The 26,275-nt window shown below is 71.9% G+C and carries 22 protein-coding genes; 13 read left to right on the top strand and 9 right to left on the bottom strand.

What is annotated here, in order from left to right:
• Window positions 1-23: 23 nt before the first annotated feature.
• On the top strand, window positions 24-710 hold the full coding sequence (locus tag B6R96_RS05965) for a TetR/AcrR family transcriptional regulator (RefSeq protein WP_081521855.1): 687 nt from the start codon (window positions 24-26) through the stop codon (window positions 708-710).
• Window positions 711-724: 14 nt separating this feature from the next.
• The gene (locus tag B6R96_RS05960; RefSeq protein WP_107475473.1) at window positions 725-1,690 is read left to right on the top strand and encodes a serine/threonine dehydratase; all 966 of its coding nucleotides are present in this window, start codon (window positions 725-727) and stop codon (window positions 1,688-1,690) included.
• 29 nt (window positions 1,691-1,719) lie between these two features.
• Here the strand turns inward: B6R96_RS05960 and B6R96_RS05955 are convergent, their stop codons facing one another.
• Entirely contained in the window at window positions 1,720-2,190 is a 471-nt protein-coding gene (locus B6R96_RS05955) for a universal stress protein (RefSeq protein WP_081521853.1), read from the bottom strand.
• Window positions 2,191-2,379: 189 nt separating this feature from the next.
• Here B6R96_RS05955 and B6R96_RS05950 point away from each other — a divergent pair, with 189 nt between their 5' ends.
• Window positions 2,380-2,745: a hypothetical protein gene (locus B6R96_RS05950; RefSeq protein ID WP_081521852.1), complete on the top strand. Its 366-nt coding sequence runs from the start codon at window positions 2,380-2,382 to the stop codon at window positions 2,743-2,745.
• On the opposite strand, the gene B6R96_RS05945 is transcribed toward B6R96_RS05950, so the two are convergent.
• Window positions 2,699-3,817, bottom strand: a complete 1,119-nt coding sequence (locus B6R96_RS05945; protein ID WP_081521851.1) for an AraC family transcriptional regulator — start codon at window positions 3,815-3,817, stop codon at window positions 2,699-2,701. The two genes, B6R96_RS05950 and B6R96_RS05945, sit on opposite strands and share 47 nt — an antisense overlap.
• A 172-nt stretch (window positions 3,818-3,989) precedes the next feature.
• Here B6R96_RS05945 and B6R96_RS05940 point away from each other — a divergent pair, with 172 nt between their 5' ends.
• From B6R96_RS05940 to B6R96_RS05915, 6 genes are all read left to right on the top strand, one after another.
• On the top strand, window positions 3,990-5,369 hold the full coding sequence (locus B6R96_RS05940) for a serine hydrolase domain-containing protein (protein ID WP_237291343.1): 1,380 nt from the start codon (window positions 3,990-3,992) through the stop codon (window positions 5,367-5,369).
• A 297-nt stretch (window positions 5,370-5,666) separates the two neighbouring features.
• Window positions 5,667-6,434, top strand: a complete 768-nt coding sequence (locus B6R96_RS38745; protein WP_335755518.1) for a hypothetical protein — start codon at window positions 5,667-5,669, stop codon at window positions 6,432-6,434.
• A gap of 340 nt (window positions 6,435-6,774) precedes the next feature.
• The gene (locus tag B6R96_RS05930) at window positions 6,775-8,112 is read left to right on the top strand and encodes an ABC transporter substrate-binding protein (protein WP_237291342.1); all 1,338 of its coding nucleotides are present in this window, start codon (window positions 6,775-6,777) and stop codon (window positions 8,110-8,112) included.
• A gap of 89 nt (window positions 8,113-8,201) precedes the next feature.
• Window positions 8,202-9,095 carry a carbohydrate ABC transporter permease gene (locus B6R96_RS05925; protein ID WP_203351596.1) on the top strand — a complete coding sequence of 298 codons (894 nt, stop codon included), beginning with the start codon at window positions 8,202-8,204 and terminating at the stop codon, window positions 9,093-9,095.
• Window positions 9,092-9,937, top strand: a complete 846-nt coding sequence (locus B6R96_RS05920; RefSeq protein ID WP_053168617.1) for a carbohydrate ABC transporter permease — start codon at window positions 9,092-9,094, stop codon at window positions 9,935-9,937. Before B6R96_RS05925 ends, B6R96_RS05920 begins: the two co-directional genes overlap by 4 nt.
• A gap of 105 nt (window positions 9,938-10,042) precedes the next feature.
• Window positions 10,043-13,066 (top strand): alpha-mannosidase, encoded by a 3,024-nt coding sequence (locus B6R96_RS05915; protein WP_081521848.1) that lies wholly within the window; start codon window positions 10,043-10,045, stop codon window positions 13,064-13,066.
• Here the strand turns inward: B6R96_RS05915 and B6R96_RS05910 are convergent.
• Window positions 13,041-13,898, bottom strand: a complete 858-nt coding sequence (locus B6R96_RS05910; protein ID WP_203351595.1) for a hypothetical protein — start codon at window positions 13,896-13,898, stop codon at window positions 13,041-13,043. The two genes, B6R96_RS05915 and B6R96_RS05910, sit on opposite strands and share 26 nt — an antisense overlap.
• A gap of 182 nt (window positions 13,899-14,080) precedes the next feature.
• On the opposite strand from B6R96_RS05910, the gene B6R96_RS05905 reads away from it, so the two are divergent.
• A complete protein-coding gene (locus B6R96_RS05905) occupies window positions 14,081-16,105 on the top strand; it encodes an NADPH-dependent 2,4-dienoyl-CoA reductase (RefSeq protein ID WP_081521847.1) in 2,025 nt (674 codons plus the stop codon).
• Window positions 16,106-16,151: 46 nt separating this feature from the next.
• Window positions 16,152-16,565, top strand: coding sequence for a PaaI family thioesterase (locus tag B6R96_RS05900; protein WP_030388782.1), 414 nt, complete (start codon window positions 16,152-16,154; stop codon window positions 16,563-16,565).
• 8 nt (window positions 16,566-16,573) lie between these two features.
• Here the strand turns inward: B6R96_RS05900 and B6R96_RS05895 are convergent, their stop codons facing one another.
• On the bottom strand, window positions 16,574-17,755 hold the full coding sequence (locus B6R96_RS05895) for a serine hydrolase domain-containing protein (RefSeq protein ID WP_237291341.1): 1,182 nt from the start codon (window positions 17,753-17,755) through the stop codon (window positions 16,574-16,576).
• Between the two features lie 139 nt (window positions 17,756-17,894).
• Between B6R96_RS05895 and B6R96_RS05890 the strand changes: the two genes are divergently transcribed.
• Window positions 17,895-19,289, top strand: a complete 1,395-nt coding sequence (locus tag B6R96_RS05890) for an MFS transporter (RefSeq protein ID WP_081521845.1) — start codon at window positions 17,895-17,897, stop codon at window positions 19,287-19,289.
• Between the two features lie 21 nt (window positions 19,290-19,310).
• Complete coding sequence (locus tag B6R96_RS05885; RefSeq protein WP_030388785.1) at window positions 19,311-19,763, top strand: SRPBCC family protein; 453 nt, start codon at window positions 19,311-19,313, stop codon at window positions 19,761-19,763.
• Between the two features lie 134 nt (window positions 19,764-19,897).
• Here the strand turns inward: B6R96_RS05885 and B6R96_RS05880 are convergent, their stop codons facing one another.
• The 5 genes from B6R96_RS05880 to B6R96_RS37640 form a co-directional block, all read right to left on the bottom strand.
• Complete coding sequence (locus B6R96_RS05880) at window positions 19,898-21,472, bottom strand: alpha/beta hydrolase (protein ID WP_081521844.1); 1,575 nt, start codon at window positions 21,470-21,472, stop codon at window positions 19,898-19,900.
• Between the two features lie 196 nt (window positions 21,473-21,668).
• Complete coding sequence (locus B6R96_RS05875) at window positions 21,669-22,235, bottom strand: hypothetical protein (protein WP_081521843.1); 567 nt, start codon at window positions 22,233-22,235, stop codon at window positions 21,669-21,671.
• A gap of 102 nt (window positions 22,236-22,337) precedes the next feature.
• Window positions 22,338-23,327 carry an SCO0930 family lipoprotein gene (locus B6R96_RS05870; RefSeq protein WP_081521842.1) on the bottom strand — a complete coding sequence of 330 codons (990 nt, stop codon included), beginning with the start codon at window positions 23,325-23,327 and terminating at the stop codon, window positions 22,338-22,340.
• 136 nt (window positions 23,328-23,463) lie between these two features.
• The gene (locus tag B6R96_RS05865; RefSeq protein ID WP_030388789.1) at window positions 23,464-24,915 is read right to left on the bottom strand and encodes an NADH-quinone oxidoreductase subunit NuoF family protein; all 1,452 of its coding nucleotides are present in this window, start codon (window positions 24,913-24,915) and stop codon (window positions 23,464-23,466) included.
• Entirely contained in the window at window positions 24,912-25,724 is an 813-nt protein-coding gene (locus B6R96_RS37640; RefSeq protein WP_203351594.1) for a hypothetical protein, read from the bottom strand. Before B6R96_RS37640 ends, B6R96_RS05865 begins: the two co-directional genes overlap by 4 nt.
• Between the last annotated feature and the right edge of the window lie 551 nt (window positions 25,725-26,275).

The raw sequence follows: 26,275 nt of genomic DNA, 5'->3' as shown, positions 1-26,275 counted from the left end.
ACGTCGTATGTTACGGTGTATCTATGCCGCGAAGATCAGCCGCCCTGGACCGTGCGACCCCCGAGGCCATCGCCGTCGCCGCCCTGCGGATCCTCGACGAGCAGGGCCCCGGCCACCTCAGCTTCCGCAGCCTCGCCGAGCGGCTCGAGGTCTCCCACGCGACCGTCCAGCGCCGCTGCACCGACCTCGCCGGCCTGCTCGACCTGTGCACCGAGCACCTCGCCGCGCAGCTCCCCGAGATTCCTGCCGGCACCGACTGGGCGCAGGCCACCGAACAGCGGTTCCGCGCCCTGTACCTGCTGCTCACCGCACACCCCGGACTGCTGGTGCTGCGCGGCGGCCGGCCCTGGCTCGGGCGCCAGCTGCTGGCCCGCCTCGTCGAGCCCGCCCTCGCCGACAGCGTGGCCGCGGGGATGACCGCCGCCGAGGCCATGACCGTCTACCGCCGCATGTACCTGCTCACCCTGGGCAGCGCGGCCTTCGTGGACCACCGGGATCCGGCCGCTGCCACCGCCGCCTCGCGGGCGGCCCTGGCCGCCCTGGATCCGGAGGAGTTCCCCGTGCTCTCCGGCGGACTGCCCGACGTACTGCCCGCCCTGACGGACCACGAGGTGTACTACGTCGCCCTGCGCCAGCTGATCGAGGCCGCCCGGCCCACCCGGCCCGCCCACGGTGCCCGTACCGCCCCGCCCGCCCCGCCCACCACCTGATGGGGAGACAGCCCATGCACGCAGCACCGGCCCACCGGCTCGACTACGCCGCCGTACGCGCCGCCGCCGCCCGGATCGAGGGAGGGGTGCGACCCGTCACGGTGGCGCCTGCGGCGGAAGGCGTCTGGTACGCGCTGGAACACCTCCAGTACACCGGCACCTTCAAGGCGCGCGGCGCCCGCAACTTCCTCGCCGCCCACCACGAGGCCGGCACCCTCCCCGCCGCCGGCGTCACCATCGCCTCCGGCGGCAACGCCGGACTCGCCTGCGCCTGGGCGGCCCGGGCGCTGTCCGTGCCCGCGACCGTGTTCCTGCCCGCCAACGCCCCGCGCGTGAAGGTGGAACGGCTGCGGAGGTACGGGGCCGATGTGCGGCTCGTCGGCGACCGGTACGCCGAGGCACTGGCCGCCTGCGAGGAGTTCGCCGCGCAGAGCGGGGCGCTCAGCAGCCACGCCTACGACCACCCGCTCATCGCGGCGGGCGCCGGAACCCTGCTCGACGAGATCCGGGCCGCCCTGCCCGGACTGGACACGGTGGTCGTCGCGGTCGGCGGCGGCGGACTGTTCGCCGGCGTCGCCACCGCCGCGCGTGAGCACGGCGTACGGGTGGTCGCGGTCGAGCCGGAGAACTGCCGGGCCCTGAACGCGGCCCTGGCGGCGGGCCGGGTCGTGGACGTACCGGTCGAGTCGGTCGCCGCCGACTCGCTGGGGGCCACCCGGGTCTCGGCGGACGCACTGGCCGCCGCGCAGGAGAAGAACGTGACGTCCGTCCTCGTACCGGACACGGAGATCACCGCCGCCCGGCAGGCGCTCTGGGAGGACCACCGGATCGTGGTCGAGGCGGCCGCGGGCACCGCCCTGGCGGCGCTGCGCCGTGCGCCCGAGCCGCTGGGCGACAGGGTCGCCGTGATCCTCTGCGGGGCCAACACGGACCCCCGGGACCTGGTGACTTCGCAGACCCCGGGGACCAGCGGGGCCTGAGCCCGACCGGTCCGGTCCGGTCCGGTCGTTCAGTCGTCGGCGGCCTGCTCCTCGCGGACGATGACGACCGTGCCGGCGGAGTACTGCACGACCTGCTGGCTCACCGACCCCAGCAGTGCGCCCTTGAAACCGCCGTACCCGCGGGTGCCGACCACCGTCAGGTCCGCCTCCTTGGAGGCGTCGACGAGGACCTGGGCCGGGGACCCCTGCTCGACGCGCCGGAACACCGGCACGCCCGGCGAGGTGCCGACGGCCGCGGCGACCGTGTCCGCCAGCTTCCGGCGGGCGGCCTCCTCGGCCGTCACCGCCTCCGCCTCGGCGGCCTCGGCGGCCGTCGGGCCGATGGCGAACGGATTGCGGTTCCACTCCCAGGCCATGACGGCGTGCACCCGGCTGCCCGTCATCGCGGCCTGTGCGACCGCCCAGCGCAGGGCCTCCTTCGAATGGTTCGACCCGTCCACGCCGACGACGATCAGCGGCTCGATGGTGCGCTCACTCACGGTGGTTCCTCTCGCTTCGCCCGAATAGTCGATCTCCTCCCTGTATACACGGACCAGGGGGTCCGACCTCGAACGACGATCGTTGCAAGATCCGACGACTTTCGAGGACAGCCCGCAGCCCCTGCCCCTTGCGAGGGTGTGAGTGTCCAGGCGACCGACGCCGGACGCGAACGACTTGGAGGAACGGGCGTGGCTCAGCGCAAGGGTTGTCTGATCGGGTGCGGGGTGGCGCTGGTGCTGGGCGCGGGCCTGATCGTGGCCCTGTTCTTCGGTGTGGGCAAGTTCCTCGACATGGCCGACAAGAGCATGGTCGACCCCGCGGTCTACGGGGCCGTGAAGACCGGCGACGCGGAGAGCGAGGTCCGCGACCGGCTCCCCTCGGGCGAGAGCTTCGTCAAGAGCGCCCTCAAGGAGGGCGGACCGGCCGAGCCCGAGGGCAGCACCTGCGCCTGGTACATCTCCAGCGGCGAGCCGAAGAACGGCGAGGAGACCGTGCTCCGCTTCTGCTTCAAGGACGGCAGGCTCGCGGAGAAGGCCCAGTACCCCATGAAGTAGCCGGGGGTTCGCCGGCTCCGGCTCCGGCTCCGGCTCCGGCTCCGGCGCCCGCGGTACTGCGGATGTCGCGGGGCGGCCGCCCCTCCCAGCGGCGCACCGCCCGGCGCAGTGCGCGCACGTCGCTGAAACCGACCCGGGCCGCGACCGAGCGCAGCGGCAGGTCGGTGGTGCGCAGCAGCTCCAAGGCGTGCTCCTGGCGCACGGATTCGACCTCCTCGCGCCAGGTCGTGCCGTGCTCGCCCAGCCGCCGCTGGAGAGTGCGCGGGCTCACCGCCAGCCGCTGCGCCACGTGTTCCAGGCTGACGGCGCCCTCCCGGAAGGCGGAGTCCAGGGCCATCCGGAAGCGGTCCTGCCAGAGCAGGGCCGGCCGTGCGGCCGCGAGCGTCAGCTCGGCGTGCCGGACCAGGAGGCGGTCCAGGCCCGGCTGCGCCCGGGGCAGCGGCGCGCGCACGTCGTTGTCGTGGAAGGTGATCGAGTTGTACGGGGCGCCGAAATCGATGCGGGTGGTTCCGAAGAACTCGGTCAACTGCCGGTGGCGCCCGGACGCGCCGTGCGTCACGGAGACGCGCAGCGGGACGAGGGGACGCCCGGTGGCGGCCCGGGACCGGGTCAGGAACAGGCCCAGGACGAAGAAGTCGATCGCCTCCACCACATCGGGACCCCAACTGCCCGTCGCATGGCGGATGTTGAAGGTACGGCCGTCCTCCTCCACGAGGAGCTTCTCCTGGGCGGCATCACCGATGACGGCGTTGTACTCCACCGCCTGCCGCAGGGTCTCGCGCAGGCTGGGGCCGGTGGTGATCAGGTAGTCCCACAGTCCGAAGGTACCGATCGGCGCCTCATCGGTGATCAGCGCACCGATGGCCGTTCCCGGCCCCGCGAGGGTCAGCTGCTCCCACACGGCCAGCGCCGACGCGGTCGAGACCCGGGCCAGATCGTTGCCCAGCACCTCGGGCCCGAGGTCCGGCAGCCGGGCCACCCGTCCCGGTTCCACACCGGAGCGGCGCAGCGCGTCGACGACGAACCGCGCGAGCTGGACGGAGACGGTGCCGTCGGTGGCAGGAGACCGCATAGGACATTCGAGGCTACCAGCCGGTCGTGGGCTGGCGCCCGAAGTCCCCTCGTTGTCGTGTGCGGGTCCTTAACAACACCCTCTGGAACGGCCTACGTTGACGTTGATCGCGGCGAGTGGATCAAGGGGCATGCGGCGATCCGTCCGAGACCACCGAGCCGAAGGACCCGACGTGACCTTCTCCTGCGCCCACTGGCAGAACCGCCTCGACGCACTGCGCGCCGCCCACCGCGTGCCGGGAGCCACCCTCGCGGTGTTCACCGAGGGGAAGATCCACGAGCTGGCGAGCGGCATCCTGCACCGTGGCACGGGGGTGGAGGCGACCACCGACTCGGTGTTCCACCTGGGGTCGATGGCGAAGCTCTACACCGCCACCCTGGTCATGCAGCTCGCCGCCGCGGGCGAACTGGACCTGGACGCGCCCGTGATCGAGGTGCTGCCCGAGTTCTCCGTGGCCGACGCGGAGGCCGCCAAGGCGATCACCGCCCGCCGACTCCTCAGCCACACCAGCGGTATGACCTGTGACTTCACCTACGACAGCGGCCGCGGTGACGACTGTCTGGCCACCTACGTGGCGGCCGCCCGGAACGTGGCGCTGGACTGTCCGCCCGGCACCGCGGTCTCCTACAGCAACGTCGGCTACAACATTCTCGGCCGCATCATCGAGGTCCTCACCGGACGCAGCTGGGACCGGGCCCTCAAGGAGCGGCTCCTCGCCCCCCTGAGCCTGACCCGCACCATGACCCTGCCCGAGGAGGCGCTGGCCTTCCGGACGGCGATGGGACACGTCCCGGGCGACGGCCCCGACCCGGAGCCGGCGCCGGCCTGGGACATGATGCCCCGCTCGGCGGGACCGTACGGACGGGTCCTGGCCACCGCTGCCGACGTGCTCCGCCTGGCCAAACTGCACCTCGACGGCGGCTCCGCCCCGGACGGCACACAGGTCCTGGGCGCCCGGGCCGTGGCGGAGATGCAGCGGTGGGCCGTCGACGTCCCCGACCGGTGGACGGTGAGCGCGGACGGCTGGGGGCTGGGCTGGTCGCTCTACGACTGGAACGGCATCCCGGGGTACGGCCACGACGGCGCCTCGATCGGCCAGTACGCCTTCCTGCGCGTGGTCCCCGGCGCCGACCTCGTCGTCGTCCTGCTCACGAACGGGGGCGCCGCCCGCCCGCTCTACGCCGACCTGTTCCGCGAACTCCTCCTGGAACTCGGGGGAGTCCACATGCCGCCCGCCTTCGCACCGCCCGCGCGGCCGCCGCTCGTCGACTTCGCCCCGCTGGTCGGGACCTACCGCCGGGAAGGGGTGGTCATCACCGTCAGCGTGCGGCCCGACGGCGCACCCCACCTGCTGTACGAATTCGCCGACGGGATGCAGGACTTCTCGCCGCCGCTGTCCATGGACCTCACCCCGCTCGGCGACACGGTCTTCGCCGCCGCCGACGCCGGTTCCTCCTGCGGGGACTGGACGCCCGTGGTCTTCGGCACCCTCGTGGACGGCACCCCCTGCTGCTACATCGGCATGCGCTGCGCGCCGCTGGCCACCCGCTGAGGCCGCGCGCCACCGGCCACCCGCCGGGACCGCGGCCCCGCACGGGGGCTCGGCAGGGCTGCCGGCGGTCATGGGATCAGCGTACGCAGTCATGGTAGGAATTCAGGATGACCTTTCCTGTCCATGCGTGTCACGCCACGCGGGAGCGGGCGAAGTGGGCACCCGGAACGGGGAGTTAGGTGTGCGGTGCGCCATGGCAAGGGTCAAGTCCCCTGCGTCGCCGCGCTGTTGCGCGTAGTGGGGGTCGGCTGCCGACCGTCCGACCACAGCCAGCCAGCACAGACCGGGAGCTCCAGCATGATCCTCGAACTCGCCGTGATCTACACGACCCGCCTCGACGCCTGCCGGGACTTCTACCGCGGGATCGGCCTCGACATCGTCACCGAACGGCACGGCAACGGCCCCGAGCACTATGCGGCGACGCTCGCCGACGGCGGCGTCCTGGAGCTCTACCCGGCCACCGGCCGCCCGGAGACCGGGTATCTGCGCCTCGGCCTCACGGCGCCGCCGAACGGCGCCGGGTTCCTGCCGTCGGGCCGGCACACGCTGACCGATCCCGACGGCCGCACGGTCGTGCTCACCGTCGCCGATGCCCCGGAGGGCCGGCCCCGGCCGGCCGGCACCGCCCCCGCCGAGTCGAAGGCAGGCGCCGGCGGCCCCGTCCCTCCCGAGGGCCGCCCGGGCGTGACCTACACCGAGATAGCCGAGCACTACGGCATGAGCGCCCGCTACCTGTCGGAGAACCCGCGGTGGGGACGGCACCCCGGGTGGCCGCCCGCCATCGGCAGGCGCGGCAGGACCATCGAGTTCGACGCCGAGGCCGTCGCCCGGTTCTTCGGCGAACATCACACCCGCGAGGCCACCGAGCTCGATCCGTCCCGCCGGTACACCGTCGTGGAGATCGCCGAGGCGTCGGGCCTGCAGCCCGACAGCATCCGCTCGGACATCAGCCGCGGCCGGTGGCCCGCACCGGACGAGACGGACGGCGACCGGAAGCTGTGGCGGGGCGAGACGGTCACCGCGCACCTGGCCGGCCGCCGCATCTACCGCAACAAGCCCAAGTAGTCACCGGCTCCGAGTGAGTCCCGGCCGCACGGGCCGGTTCCGGCTAAAGCGCATTAGTGCAGGCTCGGGTGAACCGTCGATAAGAAGTCAAAGTTCGACGGGCGGACCGCTCCGTTATCGAATCGATACCCTCCCCGACTCCCTTTGTACTAAAGCGCATTAGTGCAGGTCGTCATGGAACTGATCAAGGTCTTCGCGGCGGGTCCGGCCCCGGTGCGCCATTCGCTGCCTATGCACCACCGGCCAGCCTTCCACCTGCCTCATTGACGAGGTGTTGCTTTCGGACGACCGTGGGCACCGCCTCCGGCAATGAGGCCGGACTTCTGCAAAGGCGGCGACGATGACGCGTTCGAACCCGACCCGAATTGCTGTGGCCCTGCTGGCGGCCGGCGCCCTCCTGTCCAGCGCGGGCTGCGGCCTGAGCGGCGGCGGCTCGGGCGAGGCGAAGCAGTCCGCGAGGACGGGCGAGGTGTCCGGCCGGATCACCTTCCGCACCCTCCAGTTGAAACCCGCCTTCACGGCCTACGTCCAAGGGGTCATCGACGCCTTCGAGAAGCAGTACCCGCAGGCCGAGGTCGTCTGGGAGGACGTCCCCGGCGACGGCTACAACGAGAAGCTCGTGGCGGACGCCCAGGCCGGAGCCCTCCCCGACGTGGTCAACCTCTCCACCGACTCCTTCCAGCTGCTCGGCGACCGGGGCATGCTCGCCGACGTGGCCGAGCTCGACGGGGCGCTGGCCAAGGAGTATGTGCCGGGCGCCTGGGAGCAGTTCAAACTGCCCGGCCGGGGCGACAGCGTGTACGCCTACCCCTGGTACGTGACCCCCGAGATCCTCACGTACAACAGAGAGCTCTTCGAGAAGGCCGGCCTGGATCCGGACCGGCCGCCCACCAGCGTCGAGCAGTTCTTCGACTGCGCGGAGCGGATCGCCGCCGCGTCCGGCGGCCGGTACTCCGCCTTCATGGCCGACCCCAAGGGCCGGCTGCCCGGGGACTGGCAGAAGATGGGCATCCCGATCCTCAGCGAGAAGCAGGACCGGTTCACCTTCGACACGGACAAGGCCGTGGAATGGGTGGAGCGGATGAAGGACCTGTACGCCAAGGGCGCCATGCCCAAGGAGTCCCTGCTCAAGTCGGACGACATCAACCAGCTCTACGGCAGCGGCAAGATCGTCTTCGGTCCGGGCTCACCGGGCTTCGTCAAGGACATCAAGCAGAACGCCCCGCAGATCTACGCCAAGACCCAGGTGGCCGGTGCCGTCACCGGAAAGCTCGGCCACATCGGCATCTACGCCCAGTCCCTCGGCATCAGGAAGGACACCGAACACCTCGACGCCGCGGCCGAGTTCGCCCAGTGGGTCACCAACGGCCCCAACCAGGTGGAGTTCTCCCGGAAGGCCACCATCTACCCGTCCAACGCCCAGGGCCTCGCCGACCCGTTCTTCTCCGACAAGGGCGACGGCAAGGACGCGGAGACCCTCGCCCGCGCGGTCGGCGCCGACCAGCTGAAGACCGCCGCCCTCGACGCCAACACCCCCGTCCAGTGGACCAACCAGGTCGGTGATGCCGTCGTACGCGAGATGCAGAAGGCCATCCAGGGCGAGCAGGACCCCCGGACCGCCGTGCGGAAGGCCCAGGAAGCGGCGAACAAGCTCCTCGCCGCAGCGGCCGAGAAGTGACCGGCCTCGCCGCCGGCGAGCCTCGGGGCGGCGCCGCGGCACACCGGCGGCGACATGGAGCAGCGCAGCGGCGGCGCGCCCTGCGGGCCATGGAGACCGATACCGGGCTGGTCCACCGCAGTTGGTGGACCCCCTACCTGTTCCTCGCCCCGGGCCTCGCGATGGTGGCGCTGTTCAGCCTCTGGCCGTTCGTCAACACCGTCATCCTCTCCTTCACCGACGCCCAGATCCTGCGCGGCGGCAGCTTCGTGGGACTCGACAACTACCGGCGCGCCTTCGCCGACCCCGACTTCTGGGTCGCGACCGGCAACAGCGTGCTCTACCTCGTGGTCGTCGTCCCCTGCCTGGTGCTGCTGCCGCTGGCCCTCGCGGTCCTGGTCCGCACGAACATCCCCGGCATCGGCTTCTTCCGTTCCGCCTTCTACACCCCGGTGATCGCCTCCGCCGTGGTCGTCGGGCTGATCTGGCAGTGGGTGCTGCGCAGCGACGGCCTGGTCAACACCGTCTTCCAGCGGCTGCACCTCGTCTCCGAGCCGGTCCCGTTCCTCACGGACTCCACGATGCTGCTCGTCTCCGCGATGATCGTCACCGTGTGGAAGGGCCTCGGCTACTACATGGTCTTCTACCTGGCGGCCCTCGGGAACGTCCCGGCCACCCTCTACGAAGCGGCCGCGCTCGACGGGGCCGGACCCGTCCGCCGCTTCTTCAGCATCACCGTCCCCCAGGTGAAGCCGATGATGCTGCTCGTCGGCACCCTCTCCGCCATCTCGGCGCTGCGCGTCTTCACCGAGATCTACATCCTCGGCGGAGAGAGCGGCGGCCCCGGCGGCGGCTCCCGCACCCTGCCCTTCCTGATCCGCCAGGTCGGCCTCGGCTTCTCCGGCGAGACCGGCTACGCCTCGGCCATCTCCATCCTGCTGTTCCTGCTGACGCTGGTCTTCAGCCTGATGGGCCGCCGTCTGTCGAAGGGAGACGAGAGGTGAGCACCTCCTCCGCCGCCGCCCGCCGGCGGCACCGGATCGGCCTCGCCGGGCGGTACGCCACCCTGGTGCTGATGCTCGTGGTCATGCTGGGCCCGATCGTCTGGCAGTTCCTGACCTCGATACGCGGCCGCACCGAGAACGTGTACGACGGCGTGCTGCCCTCGCAGCCCACCCTCGACAACTACGTCCGGGTCGCCGAGTCCTTCCCGCTGCTGCAGTACGTCGGCAACACCCTCACCGTCGCCGTCCTGGCGGTCACCTCGAACCTGCTCTTCGCGGCGATGGGGGGCTACGCCCTCTCCCGGGCCGCCTGGAAGGGCCGCCGGGTCGTCTTCACCGTGCTCGTGGCGACCCTGATGTTCCCCTTCGAGTCCGTGATGATCTCGATGTTCCTCACGGTCCGCGAAATGGGGCTGGTCGACACCCTCATCGGCGTCTGGCTCCCCGGCGCGGTCTCCGTGCTCAACATCATGGTGATGCGGGCGGCCTTCCTCGCCGTACCCAAGGAGATCGAGGAGGCCGCCGTGCTGGACGGGGCGGGCGAATGGACGCGCTTCACCCGGGTCTTCCTCCCCGCCGCCAAGGGTGCCCTCGCCGTCGTCTGCATCACCAGCTTCATGGGGGCCTGGGACGACTTCCTCTGGCCCCTGCTGGTCCTCACCGACAGCGACAACTACACCCTGCAACTGGGCCTGAAGACCCTGGCCGGCGCCACCACCGTCAACGACCAGCGCCTCGTCGCCGCCGGCGCGATGGCCGCGCTCCTGCCGATGATGCTCCTCTTCTTCGCCCTCCAGCGTTTCTTCTTCAAGGGCGTGGGCGAGGGAGCCGTCAAGATCTGAGTCCACCCGGTCCATCCCGGCCCCTCCCGGCCCCTCCCGGTCCCTCCGGGTCCGCCCGGGTCCCCTGCCCGTCCGTACCGACCACCCTCCCCTGGAGCAGCCGTCATGCACGACGACCGCAGCATCACCGAACACCGCCTCCGCCGGGTTCTCAAGGAGCGGGTCAAGCCAGCCGTCCACTCCCGCGCGATCCCGCTGACCGTCGAGCGCTGGGAGGCTCCCGGCGAGCCCGTGCCCGTCGCCGAGGGCCTCGCGGCGAGCTACGGGCCCTGCGCCGTCGGCGACCCGTGGGGCCCGGCCTGGGGCACCACCTGGTTCAAGGTCACCGGCACCGTCCCCGCTGACTGGGCCGGCCGTACCGTGGAAGCCGTCCTCGACCTCGGCTTCGACCGGATGATGCCCGGATTCCAGTGCGAGGGCCTGGTCCACCGGGCCGACGGCGGCGAGATCAAGGCGCTCAACCCGTACAACGACTGGGTGCGCGTGGCCGACCGCGCCGAGGGCGGCGAGCAGGTCGAGTGGTACGTCGAGGCCGCCTCCAACCCGGTCCTGGTCGACCACGCGGTCACGTACGAGGGGGACCTGCCGACCAGCGGCGACCAGCCCCTGTACCGGCTCGCCCGGATGGAGCTCACCGTCTTCGAGACACAGGTCTGGGAACTGGTCCAGGACCTGGAGGTGCTCTACGACCTGATGGTCCAGCTCGACACCGCGGACGCCCGCCGGTACGAGATCCTGCGGGCCATCGGCGCCGCCCTGGACGCGCTCGACCTCTGCGACGTACCCGGCACCGCGCCCGCGGCCCGCGCCGCGCTCGCCGGGGTGCTCGCCGCCCCGGCCAACGCCTCCGCGCACCGCGTCAGCGCGGTCGGCCACGCCCACATCGACTCCGCGTGGCTGTGGCCGCTGCGCGAGACGGTGCGCAAGGTCTCGCGCACCGCCTCCAACATGGTCAACCTGATGGACGATCACCCGGAGTTCGTCTTCGCGATGTCGCAGGCCCAGCAGCTCGACTGGATCAAGACGTACCGGCCCGAGCTCTTCGAGCGGATCAAGAAGAAGATCGCGGACGGGCAGTTCGTGCCCGTCGGCGGCATGTGGGTGGAGTCCGACACCAACATGGTCGGCGGCGAGGCCATGGCCCGCCAGTTCCTCTACGGCAAGAAGTTCTTCCTCGACGAGTTCGGCATCGAGACGCAGAACGTCTGGCTCCCCGACTCCTTCGGCTACACCGCCGCGATGCCGCAGATCGTCAAGCTCTCCGGCTCCAAGTGGTTCCTCACCCAGAAGATCTCCTGGTCCCAGATCAACAGGTTCCCGCACCACACCTTCTGGTGGGAGGGCATCGACGGCACCCGGGTCTTCACCCACTTCCCGCCCGTCGACACCTACAACTGCGATCTCGGCGGCGCCCAGTTGGCCCACGCCGCACGCAACTACCGCGAGAAGGGGCACGGTTCGCGCTCGCTCGCCCCCTTCGGCTGGGGCGACGGCGGCGGCGGCCCCACCCGCGAACACCTCGCCCGGGCCCGCCGCCAGCGGGACCTGGAGGGCTCCCCGAAGGTCCGGATCGAGCGCCCGGACGCCTTCTTCGAGAAGGCCCACGCCGAGTACCAGGACGCGCCGGTCTGGGCCGGCGAGCTCTACCTGGAGCTGCACCGCGGTACGTACACCTCCCAGGCCAAGACCAAGCAGGGCAACCGGCGCAGCGAATCCCTGCTGCGCGAGGCCGAGTTGTGGGCGGCGACCGCCGCGGTGCGGATCGCGGGGTACGCGTACCCGTACGAGGACCTGGAGCGGATCTGGAAGACGGTCCTGCTCCACCAGTTCCACGACATCCTGCCGGGCTCCTCCATCGCCTGGGTGCACCGGGAGGCGCGCGAGACGTACGCGGCGCTGGGGGAGGAGCTGCGGGCCGTCACCCTCGCCGCGCAGCAGGCGCTCGCCGGCCAGGGCGGCGAGGAGCTCGTCTTCAACTGCGCCCCGCACGCCCGCCGGGGCGTCCCGGCCGGCGGAGCGGGCCGCCCGGTCGCGCCCCGGGAGCCGGTCACGGTGGAGGAGCGGCACGGCGGCGGGCACGTCCTGGCCAACGGCCGCCTGCTCGTGCAGATCGACGGCCGGGGGCTGATCGTCTCCGTCTACGACCTGGAGGCGCGGCGGGAGTCGGTCGCCCCGGGCGCCGCGGCCAACCTGCTCCAGATCCACCCCGACTTCCCGAACATGTGGGACGCCTGGGACGTCGACGCGTTCTACCGCAACCGGGTCACCGACCTCGTGGAACTGGACCGGCTGGAGGTCACCGAGGGCGGCCCGCGGGCCGCGACCGTCCGCGTGACCCGCTCCTTCGGGCGGTCCGAGGCGGTCCAGCAGATCACCCTGCGAGCCGGGGCCAAGACGGTCGACATCGTCACGGACGTGGACTGGCACGAGACGGAGAAGTTCCTCAAGGCGGCCTTCCCGCTGGACGTGAAGGCCGAACGGACCGCTACCGAGACCCAGTTCGGGCATGTTCACCGGGCCACCCACACCAACACCTCCTGGGAGGCGGCCAAGTTCGAGATCTGCGCCCACCGCTGGATCCACGCCGAGGAGCCCGGCTGGGGAGTGGCGCTGCTGAACGACTCCACGTACGGGCACGACGTGACCCGGGACGTCCGGGCCGACGGCGGCCAGACCACCACGGTCCGGCTGTCGCTGCTTCGCGCGCCGCGCTACCCCGACCCGGAGACCGACCAGGGGTCCCACACCCTGCGGTTCTCGCTCGCGCCCGGCGCCGGGATCGGCGACGCCGTCCGCGAGGGCCACGCGCTGAACCTGCCCGAACGAGTGGTCCGCGGCGCGGGCCCGGTCGCCCCGCTGGTCGCCGTCGACGAGGACGCGGTGGTGGTGGAGGCGGTCAAGCTGGCCGAGGACCGCAGCGGCGATGTGATCGTCCGGCTCTACGAGTCCCGCGGCGGCCGCGCCCGGGCCACCCTCAGCGCCGATTTCCCCGTGGCGGCGGCCGTGGAGAGCGACCTGCTGGAGCGCCCCCTGCCGGGCACGGCGGTGGGGGTCGCCACCCCGGAGGGCCTCGTCCCGCTCACCCTGCGCCCCTTCCAGATCGTCACGCTCCGCCTGCGCCGTCCCTGACCACCCCGCCCCCGGCCCCCGCCCCGGCTCCCCGGGGCGGGGGCCCTGCCGCCAGCGCGGTGCGCAGTGCGGCCAGGCGCTCGGTGCCCGGCGGGAGTTCCAGGGAGGCGAGGAGGGCGAGCCCGTCGGCGGGGTCGACGCTCCCGTAGGTGTCGTGGTGGCTGCGCAGGACGGCGCGGAAGACGGCGTGGTGGAGGGCGGGTACGCGGGCTGCGGCCCGGTAGGTGTCGATCTTGGTGGCCCAGGGCACGGGGCCCGAGTGCTCCAGTACCCGCCGGGCCCTGCGCAGCAGCGGTTCGGGAGCGTCCGGCAGCAGCCGTGCGCGATCGTTGCCGAGGACCTCGGCGAAGGCCTCGGCCGCGGTCGGGGCGTACTCGAACCAGTCGAACCAGAGCGAGCAGGTGACCGCCTCGTGCTCCGGCACGGCCTCGAGCCGCCGGCGGTAGCCGCCCCACAGCAGGTCCGGCGGGAGCGGGCCCTGCGGTCCCAGGTGCGCGGTGTGGATCTGATCCGTCACCAGGGGGTGCCATCCCAGGAGGTCCATCAGCCCGAGGGCCACCCGCAGCCGGCCGGCGACGTCGAGCCTTTCGTCGGTGAAGGCCATCGAGCCGAGTCCGTTGCACAGGTCCTGCGTGGTGAGGACCTGTGCGGGCGGCTCGGCGTCGTACCAGGTGCCGGGGCCGGTCTGCGTGATGCCGTCCTCGGCGAGCCAGCGCCGGGCCCGTTCGCTGTCGGGCAGCTCGCCGGGGAACGGCCGATCGCCGTCGGCGCTCCCGGACGGTGGGTGGGTCGGCCGGACGCCGTCCACGGGCGGGGTACGGTGCTCGGTCATCCGGCCGACGGTACGGGGGACGGCGTGAACTCCGCCACAGGGTTGCGGGGTGCCCGCGCCCCCGCCCCGGGATTTCGGGGGCGGATGGTCCCCGGCCGTCCGCTTTGGTTATGCACTTAGTTGCAAAACCTGCCTCCCCTCGCTAGAACAGGTTCATCACCCCCGCGCGAGGAGGCGCCCCCATGAGTTCCCAGAGCCGGTACCCGCACCTGTTGAGCCCCCTGGACCTCGGCTTCACCACCCTGCCGAACCGCGTGATCATGGGCTCGATGCACACCGGCCTCGAAGAGCACCAGGGCGGCTTCGAGCGGCTCGCCGCCTTCTACGCCGAGCGCGCCCGCGGCGGCGCCGGCCTGATCGTCACCGGCGGCATCTCCCCGAACGACGCCGGCCGCCCCTTCGAGGGAGGGTCCCGCCTCACCACCGAGGACGAGGCCGCCGAGCACCGGGTGATCACCGAGGCCGTGCACGCCGAGGGCGGGAAGATCGCAATGCAGATCCTCCACTTCGGCCGCTACGCCTACCACAAGGACCTGGTCGCGCCGAGCGCCATCCAGGCCCCCATCAGCCCCTTCGTCCCCAACGAGCTCACCGACGCCGAGGTCGAGGGCACCGTCGAGGACTTCGTCCGCGCCGCCCGCCTCGCCAAGCTCGCCGGCTACGACGGCGTCGAGATCATGGGCTCCGAGGGCTACCTCGTCAACGAGTTCATCGCCGCCGCGACGAACAAGCGCACCGACCGCTGGGGCGGCGCCTACGAGAACCGCGTCCGCTTCCCGCTGGAGATCGTCCGGCGCACCCGCGAGGCCGTCGGCGAGGACTTCATCATCGTCTACCGGCTCTCGATGCTCGACCTGATCCCCGGTGGCTCCACCCTCGACGAGGTCGTCCACCTCGCCAAGGAGATCGAGGCGGCCGGCGCCACCATCATCAACACCGGCATCGGCTGGCACGAGGCCCGCATCCCCACCATCGCCACCTCCGTCCCGCGCGGCGCGTACACCTGGGTCACCAAGCGGCTGATGGGTGCGGTGAGCGTCCCCCTCGTCACCAGCAACCGCATCAACACCCCGGAGATCGCCGAGGAACTGCTCGCCGACGGCCGCGCCGACCTGGTCTCCCTGGCCCGCCCCTTCCTGGCCGACGCCGACTTCGTCGCCAAGGCCGCGGCCGGCCGCTCCGAGACGATCAACACCTGCATCGGCTGCAACCAGGCCTGCCTCGACCACACCTTCAGCGGCAAGATCACCAGCTGCCTGGTCAATCCGCGGGCCTGCCACGAGACCGAGCTCGTCCTGTCCCCGACGCGGACGAAGAAGCGCGTCGCCGTCGTCGGCGCCGGTCCGGCCGGCCTCGCCTGCTCCGTCTCCGCCGCCGGCCGCGGCCACGCCGTCACCCTCTTCGAGGCCTCCGGCCACATCGGCGGCCAGCTCGACGTCGCCCGCCGCATCCCCGGCAAGGAGGAGTTCGAGGAGACCATCCGCTACTTCGGCACCCAGCTGGTGGAGTCCGGCGTGGAGGTCCGCCTGAACACCCGCGCCGACGTGGAGACCCTCCAGGGCTACGACGAGGTCGTCATCGCCACCGGCGTCACCCCCCGCACCCCCGACATCGAGGGCGTCGACCACGCCAATGTCGTCAGCTACCTCGACGTGCTGCGCGACGGGGCCCCCGTCGGCGAGCGCGTCGCCGTCGTCGGCGCCGGCGGCATCGGCTTCGACGTGGCCGAGTTCCTCACCGACAGCGGCGAGGGCGCCTCCCAGGACCCCGACGTCTACTTCCGCCACTGGGGCGTGGACACCACGTACGCCGGCCCCGGCGGGCTCACCGCCCCCGAGCGCCCCGCGCCGCCGCGCCGGGTCCACCTCCTCCAGCGCAAGGCCACCAAGGTCGGCAAGGACCTGGGTACCACCACCGGCTGGATCCACCGCGCGGAGCTCAAGCACCGGGGCGTCGTCTCCGTCGCCGGGGCCACGTACGACCGCATCGACGACCAGGGCCTGCACATCACCGTCGGCGGCGAACAGCACCTCGTGCCCGCCGACACGGTGGTCCTGTGCACGGGCCAGGAGCCGCGCCGCGACCTGTACGAGGCGCTGCGCGAGGCGGGCATCCCGGCCCACCTGATCGGCGGCGCCGACGTGGCGGCCGAGCTCGACGCCAAGCGGGCCATCCGGCAGGGCACGGAACTGGCCGCCGCTCTCTGACCGAAAGGGGATTGTGGCGGTCCGGCCGGACCGCCACAATCGCCCGGTGACGATCTCACCGGCAGACGCAGACAAGATCCTTTCCGACAACTTCGCCCCCTGGGTGCTCGCCCTCGGACTGACCGTCCAGGAGACCGGGGAGCGGCACGCCGTACTGCGGCTGCCCTGGTCCGACGAGCTGGCCCGGGACGGCGGCGGCCTCTCGGGCCAGGCCATGATGGCGGCCGCCGACACGGCCACCGTCATCGCGATCTCCGCCGCCCGCGGGACCTACGGGCCGATGACCACCGTCCAGCAGTCGACCAGCTTCCAGCGGCCGGTGGTCGGGGCCGACGTGCTGATCCACGTACGGGTGACCAAGCTCGGCAAGCGGATGGCCTTCGCGGACATCACCCTCACCCCCGAGGGCTCCCCGGACCCGGCGGCCACCGCCTCCACGGTGTACGCCCTGCTCGGCTAGGCCGCCCGCTACTTCCGGCTCGCGCCGCACAGGGCCGTGTCCACGACGTCGTCGACGCGCTTCGCGGTCTGCGCGTCGGCGGGGACGGCGGTCACCGTGACGTTCGCCGCCGCGCGGCCGTCCTCGGTGATCCCGCCGCGGGTCTCGTACCCCATGATGTCGCCGCCGTGGCCCCAGTAGACGCCGCCGCACGACAGCGGCCTGCTCATGATCCCCAGTCCGTAGCCCGCGCCGGTGTCCCCGAGGGGGACCGTGGTGCGCATCTCGGCGAGCTGCGCGGCCGGCAGCAGCTTGCCGGCCAGGAGTGCGGTGAAGAACCGGTTGAGGTCGGAGTTGGTGGAGATCATCTGGCCCGCCGCCCAGGCCGCGGACGGGTCGATGTCCGTGACGTCGCGCCAGGGCCCGCCCGCCGGCTCCTGGCGGTAGCCGCGGGGATGCCGTTCCCTGATGCTCGTGTCACCGGCGGCCGGGAAGTAGGTGTGGCGCAGTCCGGCGGGCCGGACCACGCGCCTGTCGATCTCCTCGGCGAGCGGCCGGCCGGTGACCTTCTGGACGATCAGGCCGGCCAGCACGTAGTTGGTGTTGCTGTAGCCCCAGTCCGTCCCGGGGGCGAAGACGGCCTTGTTCCGCAGGGCCTTGTCCAGGATGTCGCGGGGCTCCAGGTACCGGCGCTGGAGCAGGTCGTCGTCGACGTCCTTCTCGTAGTCCGGAACGCCGCTGGTGTGCTGGAGCAGTTGACGTACGGTGATGTTGCGGCCGTCGATCCCCTCACCGCGGACGAGGCCGGGCAGATGGGTGTCGACCTTGTCCTTGAGGGCGACCTTGCCCTCGGCCACCAGTTGCAGGACGACCACCGCGGTGAAGGTCTTGGTGGTGCTGCCGATCCGCACCTGCCCGTCGGCCGGCACCTTCGCCCCGGTGGCCAGGTCACCCACGCCCGCCGTGTAGGTGCGGGTGCGGCCCGTGCCGTCCTGGACGCTCGCCAGTGCGGCGGGCAGGCCGTCGGAGCGCACCAGCGCGGTCAGACCCTGCTGGACCGCCTCGGGCCGGGCGCCGGCCGTCGCGGGCGGCGCCAGGGCGCCGAACGCCAGCGCGCACAGGGCCGTCGCGGCCGCTGCCGTCGCGGCTCTGCGCCCGCCGCCCTGCGGTCGACGGGAGGAACGAAGCGTGTGCCGGGTCTGTGCGTGCACGGGCCAACTCCAAAGAAGACGTCGGGAATCCATCGGTGTGTTCCGCACCCAGCCTCTCCGGGGACGCCCGTCCGCCGCGATCATGCCTCCCGGCCCGTTCCGGGTGGGGACAACCCCCGGGACCAGGGGGCGGGCCGAAATGTGTTGGCGGGAGGCGGACCGGGTCTCCTACGCTCGCAGCCGTCCACCGGCCGCGAGGGCGGCCGCACGGAAACGGGGGAGCGGGACCATCGGCGGAGCCATCCCGGCGCAATCCGGAACCGACGGCGCGAGGCCGCCGCTGCGGCGGAACAAGGACTTCAACGTCTTCTGGCTCAGCCAGGCGCTGTCCGTCCTGGGCGGGTCCGTATCGCTGATCGCACTGCCCCTGCTCGTCCTCGACGCCACCGGGTCCCTCGTCCAGCTGGGCCTGGTCACCGTGGTCTCCGGGGCCACCGCCATCGGCACGGGAGTGTTCGCGGGGTACGTGGTCGACCGGGCGGACCGCCGCAGGCTCATGATCGCCTGCGATCTGGCGCGGGCCGTGCTGCTCGGCGCGGTCCCGCTGGTCTGGTGGGCCGCGGGGCCGCAGATCTGGCTGCTGTACGTGCTGACCGCACTGGTCGCCGTACTGAAGACGCTGTTCGACGTCGCGTACGTGACGGCCATCCCCAACCTGGTGCGTACGCAGGACCTCACGGCCGCCAACGGACGGCTGATGGGAACCTTCGCCCTCGGGAGCCTGCTCGGGCCCATGGTGGCCGGTTTCCTGACGGCCGCAGCGGGCGCCGACCGGGCGCTGGCCGTGGACGGGGCGACCTTCCTGATCTCCGCCGTCGGCCTCGCCCGGGTGCGGTTCACCTCCCGGCGCGCCGGACAGCACACCGGCACCGGCGGCGCCGGGGTGTTGCGTGAGATGTTCGTCGTCGGCTTCCGCTTCCTGTGGAGCCACCCGCTGCTGCGCCCGCTGACCGTCCAGCTCACCCTGCTGACCTTCGTCACCATGGGCGCCACCGACCTGCTGATCTACCGGGTCCGGCACGACCTCGGCCGGGACGCGGCCACCCTCGGCTACGTGATCGCCGTCGGCGGGGCCGGCTCCGTCGCCGCGGCGCTCGCAGCGGGGCGGCTGCGCCGGATCCTCGGTTTCGGCACGTGCTGGCTCGCCTCGATCGCGATGGTCGCCGTCGGGGTGACCGTGACCGGCGTCAGCGGCAGCGTTCCGGTGATCGCCGCGCTGTCCGCCGTGTTCATGTTCGGGATCACCCTGGGCGGGATCTGCACCATGACCCTGCGCCAGGAGGTGACCCCGGACCACCTGCTCGGCCGGGTCACGTCCGCCTTCTGGACCGTGCACAACGCCTCGGGCCCGGTGGGCGTGGCCGTCCTCACGCTGCTGGCCGCCCGCCACGGCGTGCCGGCCGTCAGCCTGGCGGGCGGAGCGCTGTGCCTGCTGGTCCTCGTCGGCGGGCTGCTGACCCCGCTGCGCGGCAGCGGCCGTACGGCTCCCGACGCGCGCCCGGAGTCCGCGTCTGAGATCGTGGATCACAGGTAGCCCGCCGCCCGAGGAGCCGACATGTCCGGACAGTTCGAGTCGAGCATCGAGATCGACCGGCCGGTGGAGGCGGTCTTCGCCTATCTCGCGGACGGGCGGCACGACCCCGAGTTCAGCCCCCGGGTCCAGGAGATCACCAAGACCCCGGACGGTCCCACGGCCCTCGGCACGGTCTTCCGCAGCACGGTCAAGGACGCCGGGATGAAGACCGGGCGTGAGTTCCGCATCGTCGGCTTCGACCCGCCGCAGCTGATCCGGTGGACGGAGCAGACCCGCAACCTCGTCACCGCGGAGGGCGGCTACGACCTCGAAGCCCTCCCCGGCGGCCGCACCCGTGTCCGGATCTTCAACACGCTCGAAGGCCACGGCATCGGCAAACTGCTCGTCGGCCTCGCGGCCGGCGCCGCCCGCAAGGACGCCCCCGACTTCGGCCGCCGCATCAAGGCGGCCGCGGAGGCCGCGCTCCCGGCGTAGCCGAGCCCTCGGCAGACCTGACGCGACCGACCAACCGACCGACCGGCCGGCCGGACGGACGGACGGACGGACGGCCCGGCCCGTATCCGCGCGGCGGCGGTTCGGGCCGGGCCGTCCGTCGGCCACCGGGCGGTTCAGAACCGGGCGGGACCGGACGGGAGGGGCAGCGGCCTCGACGGCGCCGCCGCATCACGCCGCTCGGCAGCAGCCGGCGGGTTCTGGCAGGTCACGTCCTGGGCGGGCAGCCGGCCCGTGGTCAGATAGGCGTTGACCGGGGCGTTGGCGCACGAGGTGGTGTCGAAGAGGTACACGCCGTGGCCCTCACCGCCCGCCGCCAGCACCATCCGCGAGCCCTTGAGGGCGCGGTGCAGGCCCTGGCCGCTGACCAGCGGGGTCTGCGAGTCCCACTCGTTCTGCACCGTCAGTACGTTCGCCTTCTTGTTCATCGGCGTGGCCGCCTCGGCCGGCCGGTCCCAGAACGCGCACGGCTTGATGTTGGACGCGAAGTCCCCGTACAGCGGGTACCTGGCCTTGTCCTTCGCCGCGTCCCGCTCGTACTGCTCCGTGTACCGGGGCCAGCTGCCGGTGTCCCCGCACACCACGGCCCAGAACACGGCGGTGGTGTTGTCCGTGGGCTCGGGCTCCTCGCCGCCCGTCAGCAGCCGCTTCAGCTGGGTCACGGTCATGCCGGCGGGCAGCGGCCGGCCCTCGGCCGCATCCTTCAGGGCCACGACCATCGGGGTGGCCTGCGCCGGGTAGAAGAACACCCCGCGCGCGGCGCGGATCATGTCCCCGTCGACCTTCAAGCCGTCGAGCTCGATCGGCTCCTTGTCGGCGCGCGCCACCAGCCCCCAGAAGGTCTCGGACACGGCCTTCGGGGTGTCGCCCAGCCCGTACTCCGCGGACCGCTGCGCCGCCCACTGCGTCCAGCGCGCGAAGGCCGGCTCGGCCTCGGTGGCCCAGACCTGGATCATGCCGCGCCAGATCCGCTGCGGATCCACACCGCTGTCGAGCACGAAGCGGTCCGTGCGGTCCGGGAACATCTGCGAGTAGACCGCGCCGAGGTAGGTCCCGTACGAGTAGCCCAGGTACGAGAGCTTGCGCTCGCCCAGCACCGCGCGGATGGTGTCCATGTCCCGGGCCGTGTTGCGGGTGGTGATGTGCGGCAGTACCGAACCGGCCTTCTCACGGCACTTGTCGGCGACGGTTCGCGCCCAGGTCACGTCGGAGCCGAAGGTCTCCGGGCGGTAGGCGCGGTTGAAGTTCTGCTCGGTGTCGGTCAGTCCGCAGGTGAGCGGGCTGCTGGCGCCGACCCCGCGCGGATCGAAGCCGATGAGGTCGTACTGCTCCCGTACGTCCTTCGGCATCGCCTCGTTCATCACCAGCGGCAGATCGAGCCCCGAACCGCCCGGGCCGCCCGGGTTCAGCAGCATGGCCCCGTGCCGTTTGGCCGGATTCTCGCTCTTCATCCGGGATATGGCGAGGTCGATGGTGCTCCCGTCGGGACGCCGGTAGTCGAGCGGGACCTTGAGCGTCGCGCACTCGTACGAGGCCGGCAGCTCGGGACTGCAGCGGTGCCAGGCAGGTTTCTGCCGCAGGTGGTCCGAGGCCGGGGCGGCCGAGGCCTGGGTGGCGGACAGCAGGGGCACGGTGGTGGCGAGGAGTCCGGCAGCGGCGAGCAGTGGTGCGAGGCGTCGTTTCAGGCGCACTGAGCCGTTCCTTTCGGTGAAGTCACTGACGCGTCCACCTTGTTGCACGCCGAGCCCCGCCGAATCATCCCGAAGGTCGTACCTTGTGCTCCTCACGAACGAGCCGATAACAGGACAAGTGGCCGACACGCCGCAGTCGGCCCCCGGTGGTGTACCGGGGGCCGACTGCGGCGTGTGGAGGGGGTGGGGAGACGGCCTATTGGCCGGAGTGGCCGCCTTCGTGGGTCTCGCCGCCGGTCCCGCCCTCGGGCTTGCCGTCCGTCTTGCCGTCGGTCCCGCCGTGGGTCCCGCCGTGGGTCTCACCGGTCTGCAGTTCGCCGCCGAGCCGTCCGCGCAGCGTGGTCAGGGCTTCCTGCGTCTGCGCGGTGACCACCCAGCGGTCGCCGACCAGATAGATGCCGCCGTACATGCGGGCCTCGGTCAGCCAGGAGTGCAGTCCCTGCTCCGCCGCGAAGGTGACCATGCGGTAGATGACCTGGCCGGCCTCACAGCCGCCCTGGCGCAATTCCTCGGCCTCCACGTTCACTTCGGCGGTGCAGCCGATAGCCGTGGCGATCTGCTCGATCGAGGTTGCGGGTCCCGCCGCCGCGGCCCCCTTGGCCGTGTCCGCGGCCGTTTCCTTCGCACCGGCCGGGGTGTGGTGCGCCGAGGCCTTCGCGGCGCAGCCACCGCACAGCAGGGCGGCGACGCACACCGCGGCAACGGCCGGAAGGGACGGGCGGATCCGCCGGGCGCGGCGGGTGCGGCGTTCGGTGGACGGCATGACGACCTCTCAGGCTGATCGGGAAGGGGTCGTGGCGCCCGGGCGGGGAGGTACCCGGGCACCACGCGTTTTCGGGGCAGGACCGGTGCGCCGCGGAATTCCCTAGTTGACGACCTTCGCCTTCTTGCCCTTGTCGGTGATGGCGAACCAGAGACCCTTGTTGTTGTGCCCGGTGGTGTCCCCGGGCTCCTTGTCGCCGGTAAATGTGTAAACCGGCCAGCAGTCGATGGTCAATTGCTCGGTGCCGTCGGGGCGCTTCACCTTCCCGATCAATTCGGGAGCGACTCCGTTCACATTCGCCTTGTCGACGGGCTTGGCGGGCTTCCAGGTGTCCGTGCAGGCGTCCACACAGCCGATCTTCATCGGCCACGCGCTGTCCTTGTCGAACCGGTAGAGGGTCTTGCCCTCCGCGTCCTCGACGAGCGTGCCGAGCTCCGGGTTCTGCACGGCGGTGAGTCCGGAGGCCTTCGCCTCCTCCGCGGGCTTCTCCTCCTTCTTCTCCTCCTTCTCCTTCTCGGCACCGGCGGCCGCGCCCTTGCCCGCGGGCTTGCCGCCGGGACCCAGTGCGTGCCAGGTGCCGCCGACGCCCTCGCCGAGCGCGTCGCCCGCCTTGGCGTCCTTGGCGTAGCGGTACACGGGCCAGCCGGCGACCGTGAGCTGCTTCGTACCGTCCGACCGTTCGACGGAGCCGAGGAGGGCCGCGTCGATCCCCGCGCTGACCGAGGCGCCTTCCGCGGCCACCGCGGGCCAGGTCGCCGCGCAGTCGCCCTCGCAGTTGGACTTGGGGGGCTTGGGCGTGTCCTTGTCGAACCGGTAGAGCGTGAAGCCCTCGCTGTCGGTGACCGCGGCGCCCAGGCCCTGGATCTCGCTCACCTTCATCTGGCCGGCCGGCCCGGTCTTGCCGAGCTGGCCCGCGGGTACCGCGCCGCCTCCGGCGCCGCCTCCGTAGATGTCGTCGGCGGATCCGGCCTGTTTGCTGTCGCCCACCGGCTGAACTGCGGGTGCCTTTCCCCCGTAATTGTCCGAGCTTCCGCATGCGGCCGTCATCATCAGTACCGCGACTGCCGACACGGCGAATATCTCGCGACGCATTTTCTTCACGATCTCTCCTTCAGGTTCGGTTCCGCGTTTCCTTGCCCCCGGTAATTGATACGGGGCCCGCACCGGCGGAAGCGAATATCCCCGGGAATTTGTCAGATCGCGCCAACATTGAACCCGGGGCATTGGTTCAGTCCTGGATGCGCAGCGCGAGGGCCGGGCAGCGGCGCACCGCGCGCAGCGCCTTCTGCCGCAGCTGGCGGGGTACGGCCATGGACGCCTCCGCAGGGAAGCCGTCCACGTCGAGCCGGACCACATCGGGCAGGACGTCCACGCACAGCCCGTGGCCCTTGCACAGGGTCCAGTCGACCAGCAGCCGTTCCGGGCTCTCGTCGTCCTCGGGCAGCGGAAGGGCGCCCAGGACCCGTCGGCCGCAGCCGCTGCCGAGCGCGTGGTCCCTGAACTCGTCCGGGAAGGTCCTCAGCGCCGAGGCGACGAAGGCCGAGGTTCCGTCGGGGTGGCTGCACGCGCCGCGCCGCAGGACGGCCTTCATCCGGATCTCCAACATCTCGAGGGCGGGTCTGCCCCCGCCCCGGATGGCGTCATCCAGTACGTCGGCGATCGCGGGCAGCCCCCGCACGCAGGGACCGCACTGGCCGGCCGACTCCTTCGCCATCCAGCGGGTCACCCGTGCCACTTCGCCGGCCGGGCAGGTGTCCATGGGCAGCGGCAGCACCGCCCCCGCCCCCAGCCGCGCGCCCAGCCTGTCGAGGGACTCGCGTGAGATCTCGGCGGCACGTGCGGACGCCGGATCGAGCCATTTGCCGTGATAGCCGCCGACCAGGACGCCCTGGCCCGGATCGGTGCCGCACAGCTCCAGGATGTAGGAGAGCGCGGCTCCGCTCGGCGTCTCGACGACCGTGGTGCCCGCGACGGTCAGCAGGACGGTGCCCGGCTCGCTGGGCAGGCCGGTCGTCCGGTAGTCCAGCGCGCCGAGCCGGGCGGCGACGGCGAGCTGGGCGAAGGTCTCGGTGTTGGAGAACAGGGTGGGCATGCCGTTCAGGCCCCGGTCACTGGTGCGCACCTTCTGTCCGGACGGCAGCGTCGGTCCGCCGTTCAGGCCGTTCACGTGCGCCGTTCCCTCGCCGGTGACGAAGCGTTCGGGCAGCCGGGTGATCTGGACCCGGCGCCCTGCCGGGCCGCGTTCCGCGACGGCCTGGCGCAGCGACTGCTCCACGTCCCCCCGGGTGACGCCCACCACGACGTCCTCCGAGTTCAGCGCGGCGGCGGCGAGCAGGGCCCCGTCGAGCACCAGATGGGGGGCGTGCAGCAGCAGTGCGGTGTCCTTGAGGCAACTCGGCTCGCCCTCGCTGCCATTGACGACGACTGCGGTCTGCCCGTCCCCGGCGCGTGCCGCGCGCATGACGGCGCGGAGCTTGCGGGTGAAGGGGAAGCCCGCACCTCCGCGGCCGCGCAGGTCGATGTTGTCGGCGAGGTCGACGAGTTCCTCCGGCCGGTAGCGGGGCATCTGGCCGTGTGTCGTCAAATGGGCCACGCGGTCGAGCCGCGCGGCCTGGTCGAGTCCGGCCAGCAGCCGGGGGGCGCCCACGCAGCCGAGGCTGGGGCGCGGGTCGCCGCTCACATCTGCCGCCCTCGGGTGGCGAAGTCCTCGCCGTCGGCGGGACCACCGGCCCGGATGGGCGCGTACACAGCGGTACGCGGTGGCTCTTCGGACAGGGGTGGCGGAGCCGGTGCGGCGGTCACGGCCGCTGCTGCCGGCCGCGTCGAGCGCCTCGGCCGGGGGACGGTGGCCTTGACGGGTGTCTGCGGCACGGGCGCGGGTACCGGCGGCAGGGAGGCCGCGTACTGGATCCGGGTCCTGACGCGCAGTACGAGCACACCGACGATGCCGAGCAGGGCCAGCCCGTAGGCGGCCGTGACCCAGGTGTCGGCGGCGCGGCCCGACTTCAGGCCGTGCACCAGTGAGGCGCCCCATGCCGGATAGGCGCCGAAGTGCAGGGCGCGCCACAACACCGAGCGGCGGTTGGTGGCGAATGCGCTGCGCGCCGCGCCTGAAATGGCCACCGCTATGAAGAGGTATCCGGCCAAGGTGCCGAGTCCGACCAGAACGGGCCGGGCTTGGTCCGTGAAGGGGACGAGCGCGGACGAAGCGGTCGTCCGCTGGCCGGCGATCTTGACCCAGATGTGCAGGGCGAGGAAACCGAGGCCCGACACGGCGAGGCCGCGGTGTGCCGCCTGGGCGACCAGCCGGTGGCCCGAGCCCAGGATCACCCGGTCGGTCGCGGCCAGTCCCCACAGGACGGTGGCGGTGAGCGAGACGAGCGACAGTACGCCCGCCCCGAAGTCGAGGAACTCCCATAGCTTGCTGAAGGCGCCTGCGCGGGCAGCCACGGTGATGGCCACGATGGCCGCGCCCGCGGCGCAGAGCACGCCGGGACTCAGCCGTCCGGGCGTGGAAAGGAGGGAGGGCCGCCTGACGGCCCTCCTTCCGGCCGCCGGAGCCGCAGCCGCGTGGCGGCTTCTGCGGCGGGCTCTGTGTGAGCTGGGCATGTGAGGCTGGGGCAGGGGCATCCAGTTCTCCTGTGCGCCTGGGCTCCGAGCACTCCACCTGGCGCTCGGCACCCGGGGGTCGATGTCGTCGTGCCCGGCAGCGCTGTGAAACTCCGCGCCGGCCGAGGGAACTTGGGGCAGCCGGAGTGCAGCAGCATCGTGGAGCTGCACAGCAGCTCCACAGGATTTATCGAAACGTGATAATTTCTCGCACCGCGTCTACGGCGCATCGAACAACACCGGAAGATTCCCCTCCAGCGGAGGTTGCGACAGGCCACCGCGCCGCCCGCCACCTACGCGTCCCCGACGGCAAAAACAAGGCAAAGGAACGGGACCGTAAGTGGCTGGACCTCTCCAGGAGGGAGTACGAGGGCCGCAACTCTCGTGTCAGACAAGGATGTTGACACGGGGGGCAACCTCGGCGGGCTTGT

Source organism: Streptomyces sp. Sge12 (assembly GCF_002080455.1).
GTDB lineage: Bacteria > Actinomycetota > Actinomycetes > Streptomycetales > Streptomycetaceae > Streptomyces.
This window is presented reverse-complemented; position numbering and strand designations above follow the sequence as displayed.

What these genes read in the sequence shown, in the direction of transcription:
- B6R96_RS05965 (WP_081521855.1), top strand. Translation starts at nt 24, where the DNA reads ATGCCGCGAAGATCAGCCGCCCTGGACCGTGCGACCCCCGAGGCCATC.
- B6R96_RS05960 (WP_107475473.1), top strand. Translation starts at nt 725, where the DNA reads ATGCACGCAGCACCGGCCCACCGGCTCGACTACGCCGCCGTACGCGCC.
- B6R96_RS05945 (WP_081521851.1), bottom strand. Translation starts at nt 3,817, where the DNA reads ATGCGGTCTCCTGCCACCGACGGCACCGTCTCCGTCCAGCTCGCGCGG.
- B6R96_RS38745 (WP_335755518.1), top strand. Translation starts at nt 5,667, where the DNA reads ATGATCCTCGAACTCGCCGTGATCTACACGACCCGCCTCGACGCCTGC.
- B6R96_RS05930 (WP_237291342.1), top strand. Translation starts at nt 6,775, where the DNA reads ATGACGCGTTCGAACCCGACCCGAATTGCTGTGGCCCTGCTGGCGGCC.
- B6R96_RS05925 (WP_203351596.1), top strand. Translation starts at nt 8,202, where the DNA reads ATGGAGACCGATACCGGGCTGGTCCACCGCAGTTGGTGGACCCCCTAC.
- B6R96_RS05915 (WP_081521848.1), top strand. Translation starts at nt 10,043, where the DNA reads ATGCACGACGACCGCAGCATCACCGAACACCGCCTCCGCCGGGTTCTC.
- B6R96_RS05910 (WP_203351595.1), bottom strand. Translation starts at nt 13,898, where the DNA reads ATGACCGAGCACCGTACCCCGCCCGTGGACGGCGTCCGGCCGACCCAC.
- B6R96_RS05905 (WP_081521847.1), top strand. Translation starts at nt 14,081, where the DNA reads ATGAGTTCCCAGAGCCGGTACCCGCACCTGTTGAGCCCCCTGGACCTC.
- B6R96_RS05890 (WP_081521845.1), top strand. Translation starts at nt 17,895, where the DNA reads ATGTGTTGGCGGGAGGCGGACCGGGTCTCCTACGCTCGCAGCCGTCCA.
- B6R96_RS05885 (WP_030388785.1), top strand. Translation starts at nt 19,311, where the DNA reads ATGTCCGGACAGTTCGAGTCGAGCATCGAGATCGACCGGCCGGTGGAG.
- B6R96_RS05875 (WP_081521843.1), bottom strand. Translation starts at nt 22,235, where the DNA reads ATGCCGTCCACCGAACGCCGCACCCGCCGCGCCCGGCGGATCCGCCCG.
- B6R96_RS05870 (WP_081521842.1), bottom strand. Translation starts at nt 23,327, where the DNA reads ATGCGTCGCGAGATATTCGCCGTGTCGGCAGTCGCGGTACTGATGATG.